Raw genomic sequence first — 13949 nt, 5'->3', positions numbered from 1 at the left:
CCAACGCCATCGTTCCGTCTTTCTTCAAATGCTCGGGAAAGCACCGCCCCCTCGGGGGCTCGAACGATCCCACACTCCTCTGCGCCGCGCCGATGGATTCTCCATGACGTTTGCGAGACAGGCCGATGACGCGCCTCCCGCAAAACTCAAATGCATAAAGCGCGCCATCAATTCGCGCCTTTCCGAAAAATGAGGTAGACAAAAGTCTAGGCCATTCATCTTCAAAGCGGAATCGACGTGCCGCCGGTCGGTCGATGGCGAGGTATAGTCTCGGGGGCATGCCTTCAACCCCGCCGAAGGGCGTAACCAAACCGGGGTCTCCTACGGTTTGGCTTTGCCGCTCGCATCCCATCGCGGATGCTTTTGCCGGCTTTCTGGGCAGAAAATGGCCGCGGTTCGCGTCAGGACGTCGGCGCGTCCGACGTGGCCGCGGTCTCCATCACGGTCGTCATCGCCGCGGCGTTTTTCACAGCGGCGTGCTCGGCAAGGGCCGCGAGGGCCTGAGCGAAGGCGGCGGCGAAGACGAGGCTGACGACGAACTTGCGGACGAACATTTCTTTGGCTTCCGGTGACGCCGGACAATCCGACGCATGGTGGCATTAAGCCCTAGGAAGCCGTCCTTAATGGGGTGGAAAGCGGACGAAAGCGGGTCGGGGGCAAGGTGTTGTCGCGGCAGCGCCCCAAAAAAGGCGGCACCGACGCGAGCCGGGCCGCCTTGCAAACTCGATGCGAAAAACAGTCAGAACTGCCGCTCGACCATCATCTTCTTGATCTCGGCGATCGCCTTCGCCGGGTTGAGTCCCTTCGGGCAGGTCTGGGCGCAGTTCATGATGGTGTGGCAGCGATAGAGGCGGAACGGATCCTCGAGATTGTCGAGCCGTTCTCCAGTGGCCTCGTCGCGGCTGTCGATCAGCCAGCGATAGGCCTGCAGCAGGATGGCAGGGCCGAGATAACGGTCGCCATTCCACCAATAGCTTGGGCAGGAGGTGGAGCAGCAGGCGCAGAGAATGCACTCGTAGAGGCCATCGAGCTTCTGCCGGTCGTCATGGCTCTGCAGCCACTCCGTCTCCGGCGTCGGCGATGAGGTATGCAGCCAGGGTTCGATCGACTTGTGCTGGGCATAGAAGTGATTGAGATCGGGCACCAGGTCCTTCACCACGTTCATGTGCGGCAGCGGGTAGATCTTGATGGGGCCGTCGATCTCATCCATGCCCTTGGTGCAGGCCAGCGTGTTCATGCCGTCGATGTTCATGGCGCAGGAGCCGCAGATGCCCTCGCGGCAGGAGCGGCGCAGCGCCAACGTCGGATCGACCTTGTTCTTGATCCACAACAGCGCGTCGAGCACCATCGGTCCGCAATCGTCGAGGTCGACGAAGAAGGTATCGAGCCGCGGGTTGCGGCCGTCCTCTGGATCCCAGCGATAGATGCGGAACTCGCGAACATGCGTCGCGCCCTCCGGCTTCGGCCAGACCTTGCCAGCCTTGATCTTCGAGTTCTTCGGCAGCGTGAGCTGAACCATGAGATCATCCTGTTCTTTAGTGGCTGGCGGCGCGTTCGGCCCGCGTCCAATCTTCATAGAGCTCTTTGAGCTTTAAGTAGGTTTTGTTCGTGGGGTCCCGCCGAAGCAAGAAAGGTTCTGGCGATGCGTCCCCGCCCAATAGGACTTCCCCGGATATCTCGTTCTTTGAGGGAAACGACATCTTCATCTGAAGAGAATGCCAAGTTCTATCGCGAATTCTAAGCTCCAGCGTTCCCGCGGAAACGACTTTATATGGACCGACGCTTCCCATGGCATCTGTCGGCCAATCCGTCAGATAAAAATAGGTGTCGGCGTCAAAGCACATTGTCACTCCGACCTGCTTCTTTTCGCTGGGGTATCCAGGCTCCATGGACGGCCATTCGATCCAGTGCATATCAGTCCAGCATCCCACCAGATCAGCTTTGTTGCCGACGGTAATAGGCGTGCCCGCTTCCTGTGTATCGGCCATCGGAGCAGGATTGTGAGCTTGGCTAGACGCGACGCAGCCAGCAGTCACTAGCGTGGCAGTTAATACACACGACATGCTGAGGTTATGCGTCTCGATCATCTGGAATCAGTCTCTGACGGACATCTGCACGACACATCATCTCCTGTACCCACTCAGTACACGCGCGCCTTCGGCTTGATGTATTCGATTTCCGAGGTCATCGTGTAGGTGTGCACCGGGCGATAATCGAGTCCTACGGTCCGTGCACTCGTGTCGATGGCGGCCAGGGTGTGCTTCATCCACTCGCCGTCGTCGCGGTTGGGATAGTCCTCGCGGGCATGCGCGCCCCGGCTTTCCTTGCGGTTGGCGGCGCCTTCCATGGTGACCACGGCTTGCAGAATCAGGTTCTCGTATTCGAGCGCCTCGGTGAGGTCGGTGTTCCAGATCAGCGAACGGTCGGTGGTCTTGAGATCGTCACCCGCCGCCCAGCAATCGTGGATCAGCTTGACGCCTTCCTCCAGCACCTCGCCGGTGCGGAACACGGCGCAGTTCGACTGCATGGTCTTCTGCATCGACAGGCGAAGTTCAGCCGTCGGCGTGGACCCGGAGGCATGACGCACCCGGTCGAGCCGTTCGAGGGCATAGAGGCCGGCATCCCTGGGCAGCTCGGCGATGCGGCTGCTCTTGTCGATGGTCTCGGCGCAGCGGTGGCCAACGGCGCGGCCGAACACCACAAGGTCGATCAGCGAGTTGGAGCCGAGACGGTTGGCGCCGTGCACCGACACGCATGCCGCCTCGCCGACGGCCATCAGGCCCGGCACGATCCGGTCGGGATCGCCGTCGATCTTGGCCAGCACCTCGCCGTGATAGTTCGTGGGTATGCCACCCATGTTGTAGTGGACGGTCGGCAGCACGGGGATCGGCTCGCGCGTCACGTCGATGCCAGCGAAGATCTTGGCGCTCTCCGAGATGCCCGGCAGACGCTCGGCCAGGATCGCCGGATCGAGATGATCGAGGTGCAGGTAGATGTGGTCCTTGAGCTTGCCGACGCCGCGCCCCTCGCGGATTTCCATGGTCATCGAGCGGGAGACGACGTCGCGGCTGGCAAGGTCCTTGGCCGAGGGCGCGTAGCGCTCCATGAAGCGCTCGCCCTCGGAGTTGGTAAGATAGCCGCCTTCGCCGCGCGAACCCTCGGTGATCAGGCAGCCGGCACCATAGATGCCGGTGGGGTGGAACTGCACGAACTCCATGTCCTGCAAGGCGAGGCCGGCGCGCAGCACCATGGCGTTGCCGTCGCCGGTGCAGGTGTGAGCCGAGGTGCAGGAGAAGTAGGCGCGGCCGTAGCCGCCGGTCGCCAGCACCGTCTTGTGGGCGCGGAAGCGATGGATCGAGCCGGTCTCCATGTCGAGCGCGACCACGCCACGGCAGGCGCCGTTCTCCATGATCAGGTCGATGGCGAAATACTCGATGAAGAACTCGGCCGAATGCCGGAGCGCCTGACCGTACATGGTGTGCAGCATGGCGTGGCCGGTGCGGTCGGCGGCGGCGCAGGTGCGCTGGGCGATGCCCTCGCCGAAGTTGGTCGTCATGCCGCCGAACGGCCGCTGGTAGATCTTGCCTTCCTCGGTGCGGGAGAACGGCACGCCCCAGTGTTCGAGCTCGTAGACGGCGGCCGGCGCGTTGCGCACCAGATACTCGATGGCATCCTGGTCGCCCAGCCAGTCCGACCCCTTGACGGTGTCGTACATGTGCCAGCGCCAGTCGTCCGGCCCCATGTTGCCGAGCGAGGCGGCGACACCGCCTTGGGCGGCGACGGTATGCGAGCGGGTGGGAAACACCTTGGTGATGCAGGCGGTGGACAGGCCCGCCTCCGAGGCGCCGACAACGGCCCTGAGGCCGGCGCCGCCGGCACCCACCACTACCACGTCGAAGGTGTGGTCGATGAACTGATAGGTGCGGCCGCCGACATTGAAGGCGGTCTGCTTGCCGCCGGTGGTCTCTGAGGCAACGGCCATGATCAGGCTCCGAAGGTGATCTTGATGAGCGCCACGGCCGAGGCAATGCCGACCAGCGCCGAGAAGAAGGAATTGGCCATCAGCGCCAGAACCCGCAGCAGCGGCTGGTTGACGTAGTCTTCGATGATCACCTGCATGCCGATCTTCATGTGCCAGACGCTGACGCCGAGGAAGGCGAGCATCAGAACGGCGACGAAGGGATTGCCGAGCGTGGCCATCACCGCGGCATAGTCGTCGCCCTGAAGCTTGACGAGAAGCACGACGTAGACGAGCGACAACAGGAGCGCGGCGACGCCGGTCACTCGCTGCTGCCAGAAATGCGTCGTACCCGACTTGCCCGAGCCGAAGCCGCGAGCGTGCTTCAGCGACGTCTGAAAGCGGAAGGACTTGCTCATGGCGAACCTCAGGCGAAGATGAAGGCGGCGATGGCGACGACACCCGTCAGCACGACGCCGGCCACGAGATTGAAGAGGGCCAGCCGATCGGCCGTCTTGGGATCGAAGCCATAGCCGAGATCCCAGATGAAATGCCGGACACCGCCAATGGCGTGGTGGATCAGCGACCAGATGAGACCGAGAAGGATCAGCCGCCCGATCCAGCTCTGATAGATGCCGTCGACCCGGGCGAACCATTCCGGGCCGCTTGCCGCCGCCACCAGCCAGACGGCGATGAACACCGTGCCGACATAAAGGAAGCCGCCGGTGATGCGGTGGACGATCGACATCGCCATGGTCAGGATGAAACGGAAAACCTGGAGATGCGGCGAGAGCGGGCGGGAAGCCGCCAAGCGGGCGTCGGCCATCGAATGATGTTCCCTCATGAGGTGGGAGACGGACGCTCCCTTGACGCGAACTCTTGACGCTGACGTTAACGTCAAGAGCCTGGAGAAGCTTGAGTCGTAAGTACCTTCTCGGAGGTGGGTCGTCAAAGCCAAATCGCCACCAGCCGGATGCAAAACGATAAAATCCCGGCCGATTTCGGTGCCCCCAAGCCAAGGCTTTCCCGAAAACGCGGCGAAACGACAGGATGGGACGTTACGATCCACTCGTAAAACGGTGAAGCGCTCTACGTGTAAATACGACTAAATGCCTACGCCTCCGCCGTGCAGTCAGGACAAGGCTTCTGAAGCCAACGGGATAACCGCAGCGTCGAGCCGGTCGATGGCATCGAGAAGCTCGATCCTGTAGTCCCCGCCTTCCAGGCAGTGCGACGCCTCCGGCAACAGCCGGTAGAGAGGAGGCGAAGGGAGCCGCGCCACGAACTCCTCGACGTTCTCGGGTGGCGCCACGATATCCTTGCCGCCGGCGAACACCGCCACCGGCAACGTCAGTCGGTCGATGACCTTGAAGACGTCATGGCGCGGCCATTCGTCCAGCGCGCGCGGCACGTCGCGGCGGAGATTGGCGATGCCGTCCGGATGGTATTTCTCCCGCGCCTCGATCTGGCGCACGCCCGAAGTGAAGGGCGAGACAAGCAGCAGATGGGCAATCCGCCCTGCATACTCGTTCGCGGCGAGGCGGGCGGCGGCATAGGCGCCCATCGAGTGACCGCAAAGAGCCAGGTGGGTGCCGTTCCAACCGGCGGCCGACGCGTTGGCGACTACCCAGTCGATGGTGCGTCGCACGTCGCGCACGTGATTTTCGAGGAGAAAGTCACCCTCGGCGCCAGCGCTGTCGTTCCAGGCCGAGGCGCAGCAGTTGGGAGAGACGACGACATAGCCACGGGCGCGGTAGGCGTCGATCAGCTTCTGCATGTGCGGCGCCCGCGCCGCGCCGTTGCGACCGTGCGCCGTGACGGCGAGGCGGCCGGAGGGGACTTCGGTCCGCCAAAGCTCGAAGCTCATGCGGGCGTTAGCGTCGTCCGGATCGTCGGACGCTCCGATGGTGATGATGTCCGGCGTCATGCCACGGCCGCCTTGTCGAGATGCGGGCTGGAGAAGCCGAGACGGCTGAGGCCGGCCAGTACCTCCGGTGCCGACATGAACAGCGTCCAGAGGAGCGCCGAACGGTGGTTCTCGATCATCACGACAACAGGTCCCTGGTCGATCGCAAGGTGGCTCGCAGCCACCCAGTTCCGCCCAGGCGAGAAGGCGTCGGCAAAGCCGCGCGGTCCGAAAAGCCGTCCGTCCATGCCCGCCAAGAACCCACGCAGTGCAGCCATCGCTTCCTTTGGAACATAGGGAAACGAGGCGAGCGCCGCCGTCGGCGTGATGACGCCGGTGTCGTTGGTCGGCGAATGGGCGTTGTATCCGTCGAACGTGTCGGATGCGGTCAATCCCCAGCACTCCGGGCCGTAGCCCTCGAAGCCGCCGGGGTTGGTCAGGCAATGGGCACGGTTGATCAGGGCGTGCGCGGTATTCTGGGTGAAATAGTCGGCGTAGGCGTCGGAGAGGCCGCGCGGGTCGAGCCCCATGAAGGAGTAATGGGCAAAGAACAGCGGCCCGCCATAATCGGGGCCGAGCGGCAGCGTCACGCCGCCGTAGTCGCGGCCGTTCAGGAAGTCGCGGCCCCTGGCCCAGGATTGATGGTAGGTCGAGGCGGGAACGCTATGGGTGGGCGCTGCGGCGGCCAGCACATGGGTGATCAGGCACTCGTTCCAGCCGGTAATGGCGTGGTTCATGGCAAAGCCGTGGACGGGGCTCCAGTGCCAGAGCAGGGCGCCGTCGGCTCTCAGGTGGTGGCTCCATTCCACTTCGCGCCATAACCGGTCGATGCGGGCGGCAATGTCCGGCCGGGCCGGGATCAGCCATTGCCGCGCCGTCAGCAGGCCGGCCATCAGGAACGACGTTTCGACGAGATCGCCGCCATCGTCCTTCTCGCCGAATGGAATGACCTTGCCAGTCTCACCATTCAGGAAATGCGGAAAGACGCCGTGGAAGCGATCCGCCGCTTCAAGAAAGCCGACGATCCTTGCAATGCGCTCGACGACCTCATCCCGGACGAGAAAGCCGCGTTCGGCCCCGGCAATCAGGGCCATGATGCCGAAACCAGTGCCGCCGGTGGTGACCGTGTTGTCGGGCGAATAGCCGAAAGCGTCGTTGTCGCGCTCGCGCGCCATGCCGCTGACCGGATGGCCATAGTCCCAGAAGTAGCTCAGCGTTGCCTGCTGCACGAGGTCCAGCAGGGCGTCGTCACTCATGGCCGCGACGATGGCTGGCGAAAAACTCATGAGCGCTTTCCTTCGATCCTGGGCTCGTTCCAGACGACGCGCACGGCCTGCGTATCGCGAGAGTTGGGGCCGACATGAATGTCGAAGGCCCCGCCTTCCAGGCGCCTACGCGTGTCGGTGACCGTTTCGGCCACCGAGAAATCGAGATCGGCGGCCGTGATGGCGAAACTGACGGCTTCGGCGGCGCGTGCGGCGAGTTCCAGCTTTCTGAAAGCCTTGAGCTCCTTCACCGGCCGGCTGACGCTTGCCACGGGGTCGCCGATGTAAAGCTGCACCGTTTCGAGGGTGGGGCGGTCGCCGAGGTTGGTGACGGTAACGGTCACTTCGAGACGGTCCTCGCCGACGAGCTCTGTCCGGTTGGCACGCGGCGGACCGTAGGCCACCGTGCCGTAGCCGAGACCGAAGCCGAACGGATAGAGGCCGTCGTTCTGGGGCACCTCGTCCGGCAGGTCGACGTAGCCCGAGGTGAACTTCTGAAAGCGGCCCGGTGCCGGCCGGCCGGTCGGCCGGTGAGAATAGGTGATGGGCACCTGGCCAAGGCTGTAGGGGAAGGTTGCCGGCAGGCGGCCGGATGGCTCGGTCTTGCCGAACAACACGTCCGCAAGCCCGTGGCCGATTTCCGTCCCGCCAAACCAGGCGACCAGCAGTGCGTCGGCGAGCAACGCCTCCTCGGCGAGCACCAGCGGCCGCCCGGTCAAGACGACGACGACCAACGGCTTGCCCGTTGCCTTCAGGGCGCGGAGCAGCTTTTTCTGCGGTTCGGGAATCGAAAGATCCGTCCGCGATGAGGATTCGCCCGAATACTCGCGCGCTTCGCCAATCACCGCGATGGTGACATCGGCGCTGGAGGCGGTGGCGACAGCCTCGGCGATCATCGCCTCCGGCGACCGAACGTCGATGACGACGGACAGATCCTTCCAGTCGTGGACGTTGAGCCGGCTTGCGAGCCAGAGTTCGTCGACGATGTTGGCCCCTTTGGCGGTAAGTACGCTTACCGCGTTGCCAACGGCCTCGCGCAGGCCGTCGGCGATGGGAACGACGGTGGAGGGCGATCCTGCCACGGCCCAGGTGCCGTTCATGTTGACGCGATCGAGGGCGAAGGGACCGATGAGGGCAATGGTGCCGATCTTGCCGCTTTCTGGGGCCGGCAAAGGCAACAGGTTACCCTCGTTCTTGAGGACGACGGTGGCGGCCGCCACCGCCTCGCGGGCGAGCTGCCGGTTGGCGGCGGTCAGGATGGGTTGCGCGGCTCGGCCCCAGTCGAGCCGGTGATAGGCATCGTCGAACAGGCCGAGCTTCAGTTTGGCTTCGAGAACGCGGCGGCAGGCGGCCGTTATCTCCGCCTCCTTGATGAGGCCGGCGCCGACGCTGTCCTCAAGCGTTTCAAGATAGGTTTCCGACACCATGTCCATGTCGACCCCGGCCGTGAGACCGAGGCGGGCGGCGTCGGCTCGGTCGGCGGCGACGCCATGGGCGATCAGTTCGAGGATCCCCGTGTAGTCGGCGACGACAAGGCCGCCAAAGCCGAGCTTCTCGCGGAACATTTCGGTGATCACGGCGCGGTTGGCATGCATCGGTACGCCGTTCAGCGTGTTGAAGGATGCCATGATCGAGCCGGCCCCGGCCCGCATGCCGGCGACGAAGGGCGGCAGCACCACGTCGTGCAGCGTGGCGGGGGAAAGGTCGACCGCGTCATAGTCGCGGCCTCCCATGCCGCCGCCATAGCCGCAGAAATGCTTGAGGCAGGCCATCACCGCGTCGGGGCGGGCAAGATCGTCTCCTTGGTAACCGGCGACCATCGCCTCGGCGAACCGGGATGCCAGGAAGGGATCCTCGCCAGGGCTTTCGGCGATCCGACCCCAGCGAGGATCGCGGCAGACGTCGATCATCGGCGAGTAGACCTGGTCGATGCCGATCGACGCCGCCTCCTGGGCGGCGACGCGAGCGGTGGCGCGGACGAGGTCCATGTCCCAACTGGCCGCGAGCGCCAGCGGCAAGGGAAATATGGTTTTCTGGCCGTGGATGACGTCCTCGGCGAACATCAGCGGAATCTTAAGGCGCGTTTCCTGCGCGAGGTCCTGGAACACCCGCACCGCTTCGGCCGATTTCACGCCGAAGATGCCGCCGATGCGGCCCGTCCTGATCTTCTCGGCAACGTCGGTGTTGACCACCGTACCGGTCAGCGTCTCGCCGCCGGGGGTGACGAGATTGAGCTGGCCGATCTTTTCCTGAAGGGTCATCTGGCCGAGCAGGCCGTCGATGAAGTCCATGTCCTTTGTCATATCCGGACGTCCGAGTTGGTCCCCGCTTAGGGGTCATGGGCGATGGCGCATCACGGAAAGCATCGAACGCAGACCGCCGCGCACGTCGCGAATTGGCGCCGGCGCCGGTACGACCACCGGCTCAAGGCCGGCGCGTCCGTTCTCGATGTTGAGGATGGCGTGGTAGAAGGGGCGGCCGAAGTTGTCGGCCGGCGGCGTTTGCTCGTGCATCACCGACAGTACTGTCGCTTTCGGGCAATACTGCCGGACGAGCCGGTGGAACTCGGTGCGTGCCTCCGGATCGAGCGCGGCTGTCGCTTCGTCGAGGAAAAGCACGTCCGGCGTGTGCAGCAGAATGCGGGCGAGAACCACCTTCTGCTTTTGCCCGCCGGATAGCACGTCGTCCCAGCGCCGGCCACGATAGTAGGGGTTGCCCATCGAGGGAATGAACTCGCCGAGACCGACGGCACTCATGATGGCGGCCACTTCCAGGTCGCGGTGTTCATGCTCGTCTTCGGGCATGGCGATCAGTTGCTTGAGGCTGGCCTGCGGCAGCCGGGTGTCCTGGCAGGCGTAGAGCGCCTTCATGCCTTCGGGCATAACCACCCGACCTCGCCCATAAGGCCAAAGGCCATTGAGCGCCTTGATGAGGCAGGACTTTCCCGAGCCCGAGGGGCCGCGCACGAAGATCCACTGCCCCGGCTTGATCGACAGGCGGGCGACGCGCAGGAAGGGTTGCGCCTCCTTGCCGGAGAACATCAACTCAAGCCCCTGAACAGAAAGCCCCTTCTCCGCTGCCTGCTGCTCGTAACGGAACTCCGAAACGCCGGTCTCGCGATAGAAGGCCTGCGCATCCTGCACGCGCTCGATGGCATCGGCCAGCTCGACCACGCGGTTGACGTTGGCGCGGAGATTGGCGATGTCCGGCATCACCTGGATGACCCAGGAGCAGTCGCTGATCAGTTCGCTGGCCAGCTCCGAGCCGGTGATATAGGTGCGGAAGGATATGCCGCCCTGCATGTATGCGGGCAGGCTCGGCATGTAGGCGACGACCCTCTGCGTGATGTAGGTGTAGCTGCCGTTGAAGGCCAGAAAGATGGCCGACACCTTGTTCTGAAGGCCCCAGGTGCGGTCGATCGCCTGGTATTGCCGCCGGTGGATCGACGCCTGAACCCTTTCCCCGCGCGCGGCGGCGATCGGCAGGATGCGGCGGACCAGCATCGACAGTTCGGCGCGATAGCTGCCCTCGGCTCGCAGCATGGCCATGTTGAGCGCTTCGATGACGCGGCCGATTCGAAGGGCGATCACCGTGGATATCGGCACATAGGTGAGCGCCAGGGCGAATACCAGAACGGCGCTGGCATAGGAGCCGAGGAAGCCGAGCCCTTCGACCGCGACCGAAGTGGACAGAAGCATCTCGCCAACGAAGTAGACCGACGTCACCACGGAAACGAGACCCATGGCCATGCCGAGCGCGTTGCCGGTCATCGCCTTGATCGATTCCTGGATGCGCTGGTCGATGTTGTCGGGCACGTTGGCCCCTTCGTCGGAGGCCCCCATCACCAGGAGATGATAGTATGGACGCTGGTCGGAGAGCAGCGCCGCGTTGAACTGGGCGTCGAGCCACTGGCGCCATTTGCGGTGCAGCGTGGTCGAGAAGTAATGGCGGAAGCCGAGGAATAGGACGTATTTCAGCAGGGCGAGGCCGACGAGCGAACCGGCCGCGATCAACACCTCGTCGATGGCGGGGGCATTGCTGTCGTGGAACGAGGCGATGGTTGAAATGAATGAGCCGGAGGCCTGTGCCAGCCAGACGCCGCTCTTGCTGGCCGCTGCCGACAGGAGCACGACGGCTCCGGTCAGTGCCCAGGCCTCTCGCCACCTGTCCGAGATCCAGTAGGCCCTGAGCAGCCCCCAGAAGCTGCGCATCGTGGAAACAGGGGTAGCCAGCGCATTTACTCCTACGTCGCCCGCCAAGGCAGACCGGACACTCTGATGTCGAAGCCTGCCTCCCAAACTTTAACGCCTCTTTAAGCCTATGCCTGGGCGATATCGCCAAAAGGGATTAGTGGTGGAAGCCTAGTTCTGAGCCGCAGTCCCAACCTTGACAAGCCCGCGGCGGGCGAAACTATTCGATCGATCCGTCTGTTTTGCGAGATGATACCCGATGAAACTCTACCGCTTTCTGACCGGCCCCGACGATGCGGCCTTTTGCCACCGGGTTACCGACGCCCTCAACAAGGGTTGGCAGCTTGCCGGTTCGCCGGCCCTCACCTTCGATCCCGTCCAGGGCCGTGTCATTTGCGGCCAGCCGGTGGTCAAGGAGGTCGACGGCGTCGACTACACGCCGGACATCAAGCTCGGCGAGTGGTGAGATGAGCCTCGACAGCGTCAGGGCCTTCTTCGCTGAAAACGCGCCCGATATCGTCGTGATCGAGACCGAGGCCTCGTCGGCCACGGTTGCCGAGGCCGCCGCCGCCCATGGCGTCGACCCGGCCCAGATCGCCAAGACAATCTGCCTCCGGGTTGGCGATCAAGCCATGTTGCTGGTGGCGGGCGGTACTGCCCGGCTCGACAACCGCAAGGCCCGCGAGGCTTTCGGCGGCAAGGCGCGAATGCTCGGTCTCGATGAAGTCGTCGAGCTGACCGGCCATCCCATCGGCGGCGTTTGCCCCTTCGGCCTGAAAACGGCGTTGCCGATCTATTGCGATCAGTCGCTCCGGCGCTTCCCCGAAGTGCTGCCGGCCGCCGGTGCAACCAATGCGGCGGTGCGCATAGAGACTACACGTCTGGCCGAGCTTGTCGGCGCCAGCTGGGTCGACGTCTGCCAGTAAAGGCAGCGGCGCCCAGAGGGTTTGCTCCGTCACGATTTTTCTTGCAAATCCGGCCTCGCCGAAATCTCCGGGGCGGCGGCAATGCACATCGTGCATGGCTGCTGCTCGCCTAGTTTTTAGTCATTCTATTCTCAAAGTGCGCCGGTTCTGTTAACCAGATTTTCACTCAACTACCCCGACGCCGAGCGGTTCGTGTTACGAGACCCATTCGAAACGCACGCGTCACTTATGGGTCGGTGCTATGAAAATCGGTGAACCGGGACATCCGGGCGGCCGCGCAAGCGAGGCCAGCCTTGCTGATGACTTGCGTCTTGTCGCACGAGCTTTCTCGTCGCGCTGGAGGCTAGTTGCGGCTATCGTCTCCCTGTTCATCCTCGCAGGTCTCGCCTTCGTCTGGCTCACCCCCAGGACCTACACGTCCACCGTTTCCATCTTCATCGACCCCCGCGCACGCACTCTCGTCGATCTCGGCGTGGCGCCCACGGGCATGGGCTCGTCGTCGCAAGGTGCCGACGGCGCGCTGGTCGACAGTCAGATGACGATCCTCACGTCCCGTTCGGTTCTCGGAGAACTGGTGTCCCGAGAGCGGCTCGACACCGATCCGGACTTCGTCGGCGAAGCGTCCAGCCCATTGGCCGATCTGCGGGGAATGCTCTCTGCGTCGCTTACCGGAGCGGGGAGCGGCGGGTCCGGCGGCGTGCCGCCCTTCGATCGGGCGCTCGCCACCTTGCAGAAGGCCGTGAACGTCAAGCGCGTCGACAACACCTATGTTCTCGACGTCTCGGTGACGACGGAATCGCCGACCCGCTCCGCCGCGCTCGCCAATGCGCTCAGCGACATCTATCTCAGCAACGGGCAAAGCGTCGTCGACGACAGTGCACGCGAGTCCGCCGCCAGCCTTGAAGCGCGCCTTGCCGAACTTGGTCGGACCGCCGAACAGTCCCAGCAGGCCATCGAGGACTATCGGCGCGAGAACGGGCTGCTCGACACCGCCGGGGTTCCGTTGGCCGAGCGGCAGGTGGGCGAACTGAGTAGCCAGATGGTTAGCGCTTCAGTGGCGACGGAGGCCGCCAAGGCTGCGCTCGACGCCTTGCGCGAAAACGGCGCCGGTACCTCGGCATCGGACATGGCGAACCGGCTTCGCATGGAGATCGGACAGGCGCAGGCGGAGGAAAGCATGCTTTCCGACACTTTCGGACCTCGCCATCCAAGACTGGTCCGCGCCAGGGAAAACCGCAGGGCTCTCGAAAAGGCCCTCGATGCCGAACTTGCCCGCGTGCTTGCCAAGGCCGAGGCGGACTATCGCGCCGCAGCCGCGCAGCAGGCAGCGCTGCAGGGCATGCTCGACAAGGCGCAGGATAGCCTCGCCCGTTCCAATGCGGCTTCGGTGAAGCTCAAGGAGCTCGAACAGACTGCCAAGCAGAACCGAGAGCTTTTCGACAGTTTTGCCACCAAGGCCAAACAGGCGCGCGAGCAGATCTCGCTACCGACCACGACGGCGCGCGTCATTTCATCGGCCCAACCTGCGGTCAGGCCGACCGCGCCCAGAGCCAAGGTGATCCTCGCGGCAAGCGCTTTTCTGGGCGGCGTCGTGGGGTTCGGAACGGCCTGGTTCCTCTATCTTCTCATCGGCCCACCGAAGCGACGCCGGCCGGCACCCGTCCAACCACTGCGGAAACGGCATCTCGCCGCCGCCGAGTAAGC

At 64.0% G+C, this 13949-nt stretch carries 13 protein-coding genes; 3 read left to right on the top strand and 10 right to left on the bottom strand.

The window, feature by feature from the left end:
* Positions 1 to 401: 401 nt before the first annotated feature.
* From QQZ18_RS15645 to QQZ18_RS15600, 10 genes are all read right to left on the bottom strand, one after another.
* Positions 402 to 554, bottom strand: coding sequence for a hypothetical protein (locus QQZ18_RS15645; protein ID WP_284541843.1), 153 nt, complete (start codon positions 552 to 554; stop codon positions 402 to 404).
* A 185-nt stretch (positions 555 to 739) separates the two neighbouring features.
* Positions 740 to 1519 carry a succinate dehydrogenase iron-sulfur subunit gene (locus QQZ18_RS15640; protein ID WP_284541842.1) on the bottom strand — a complete coding sequence of 260 codons (780 nt, stop codon included), beginning with the start codon at positions 1517 to 1519 and terminating at the stop codon, positions 740 to 742.
* Between the two features lie 16 nt (positions 1520 to 1535).
* Complete coding sequence (locus tag QQZ18_RS15635) at positions 1536 to 2087, bottom strand: hypothetical protein (RefSeq protein WP_284541841.1); 552 nt, start codon at positions 2085 to 2087, stop codon at positions 1536 to 1538.
* A gap of 53 nt (positions 2088 to 2140) precedes the next feature.
* On the bottom strand, positions 2141 to 3982 hold the full coding sequence (sdhA, locus tag QQZ18_RS15630; RefSeq protein WP_284541840.1) for a succinate dehydrogenase flavoprotein subunit: 1842 nt from the start codon (positions 3980 to 3982) through the stop codon (positions 2141 to 2143).
* Positions 3983 to 3984: 2 nt separating this feature from the next.
* The gene (sdhD, locus tag QQZ18_RS15625) at positions 3985 to 4377 is read right to left on the bottom strand and encodes a succinate dehydrogenase, hydrophobic membrane anchor protein (protein ID WP_284541839.1); all 393 of its coding nucleotides are present in this window, start codon (positions 4375 to 4377) and stop codon (positions 3985 to 3987) included.
* Positions 4378 to 4385: 8 nt separating this feature from the next.
* On the bottom strand, positions 4386 to 4784 hold the full coding sequence (gene sdhC / locus QQZ18_RS15620) for a succinate dehydrogenase, cytochrome b556 subunit (RefSeq protein WP_284541838.1): 399 nt from the start codon (positions 4782 to 4784) through the stop codon (positions 4386 to 4388).
* A 306-nt stretch (positions 4785 to 5090) separates the two neighbouring features.
* Positions 5091 to 5885, bottom strand: a complete 795-nt coding sequence (locus tag QQZ18_RS15615) for an alpha/beta hydrolase (RefSeq protein WP_284541837.1) — start codon at positions 5883 to 5885, stop codon at positions 5091 to 5093.
* A complete protein-coding gene (locus QQZ18_RS15610; RefSeq protein ID WP_284541836.1) occupies positions 5882 to 7150 on the bottom strand; it encodes a glucoamylase family protein in 1269 nt (422 codons plus the stop codon). The genes QQZ18_RS15615 and QQZ18_RS15610 overlap by 4 nt, the downstream gene beginning before the upstream one ends.
* On the bottom strand, positions 7147 to 9432 hold the full coding sequence (gene bglX, locus QQZ18_RS15605) for a beta-glucosidase BglX (protein WP_284541835.1): 2286 nt from the start codon (positions 9430 to 9432) through the stop codon (positions 7147 to 7149). The genes QQZ18_RS15610 and bglX overlap by 4 nt, the downstream gene beginning before the upstream one ends.
* A 33-nt stretch (positions 9433 to 9465) precedes the next feature.
* Positions 9466 to 11340, bottom strand: a complete 1875-nt coding sequence (locus tag QQZ18_RS15600; protein ID WP_284541834.1) for an ABC transporter ATP-binding protein/permease — start codon at positions 11338 to 11340, stop codon at positions 9466 to 9468.
* 238 nt (positions 11341 to 11578) lie between these two features.
* Between QQZ18_RS15600 and QQZ18_RS15595 the strand changes: the two genes are divergently transcribed.
* The 3 genes from QQZ18_RS15595 to QQZ18_RS15585 all read left to right on the top strand — a co-directional run bounded on the left by QQZ18_RS15595 (position 11579) and on the right by QQZ18_RS15585 (position 13947).
* Positions 11579 to 11785: a DUF1737 domain-containing protein gene (locus QQZ18_RS15595; protein WP_284541833.1), complete on the top strand. Its 207-nt coding sequence runs from the start codon at positions 11579 to 11581 to the stop codon at positions 11783 to 11785.
* A gap of 1 nt (position 11786) precedes the next feature.
* Positions 11787 to 12245: a YbaK/EbsC family protein gene (locus tag QQZ18_RS15590; RefSeq protein WP_284541832.1), complete on the top strand. Its 459-nt coding sequence runs from the start codon at positions 11787 to 11789 to the stop codon at positions 12243 to 12245.
* 304 nt (positions 12246 to 12549) lie between these two features.
* On the top strand, positions 12550 to 13947 hold the full coding sequence (locus QQZ18_RS15585; protein WP_284541831.1) for a GumC family protein: 1398 nt from the start codon (positions 12550 to 12552) through the stop codon (positions 13945 to 13947).
* The last annotated feature ends 2 nt before the right edge of the window (positions 13948 to 13949 follow it).

The organism is Pleomorphomonas sp. T1.2MG-36, assembly GCF_950100655.1.
Classification (GTDB): domain Bacteria; phylum Pseudomonadota; class Alphaproteobacteria; order Rhizobiales; family Pleomorphomonadaceae; genus Pleomorphomonas.
Note: the sequence above shows the minus strand (reverse complement) of the source record. Positions and strands in the feature narration are given on the sequence as shown.

Coding starts and splice junctions, on each gene's coding strand:
- QQZ18_RS15645 (WP_284541843.1), bottom strand. CDS start 554: ATGTTCGTCCGCAAGTTCGTCGTCAGCCTCGTCTTCGCCGCCGCCTTC.
- QQZ18_RS15640 (WP_284541842.1), bottom strand. CDS start 1,519: ATGGTTCAGCTCACGCTGCCGAAGAACTCGAAGATCAAGGCTGGCAAG.
- QQZ18_RS15635 (WP_284541841.1), bottom strand. CDS start 2,087: ATGATCGAGACGCATAACCTCAGCATGTCGTGTGTATTAACTGCCACG.
- sdhA (WP_284541840.1), bottom strand. CDS start 3,982: ATGGCCGTTGCCTCAGAGACCACCGGCGGCAAGCAGACCGCCTTCAAT.
- sdhD (WP_284541839.1), bottom strand. CDS start 4,377: ATGAGCAAGTCCTTCCGCTTTCAGACGTCGCTGAAGCACGCTCGCGGC.
- sdhC (WP_284541838.1), bottom strand. CDS start 4,784: ATGGCCGACGCCCGCTTGGCGGCTTCCCGCCCGCTCTCGCCGCATCTC.
- QQZ18_RS15615 (WP_284541837.1), bottom strand. CDS start 5,885: ATGACGCCGGACATCATCACCATCGGAGCGTCCGACGATCCGGACGAC.
- QQZ18_RS15610 (WP_284541836.1), bottom strand. CDS start 7,150: ATGAGTTTTTCGCCAGCCATCGTCGCGGCCATGAGTGACGACGCCCTG.
- bglX (WP_284541835.1), bottom strand. CDS start 9,432: ATGACAAAGGACATGGACTTCATCGACGGCCTGCTCGGCCAGATGACC.
- QQZ18_RS15600 (WP_284541834.1), bottom strand. CDS start 11,340: ATGCGCAGCTTCTGGGGGCTGCTCAGGGCCTACTGGATCTCGGACAGG.
- QQZ18_RS15595 (WP_284541833.1), top strand. CDS start 11,579: ATGAAACTCTACCGCTTTCTGACCGGCCCCGACGATGCGGCCTTTTGC.
- QQZ18_RS15590 (WP_284541832.1), top strand. CDS start 11,787: ATGAGCCTCGACAGCGTCAGGGCCTTCTTCGCTGAAAACGCGCCCGAT.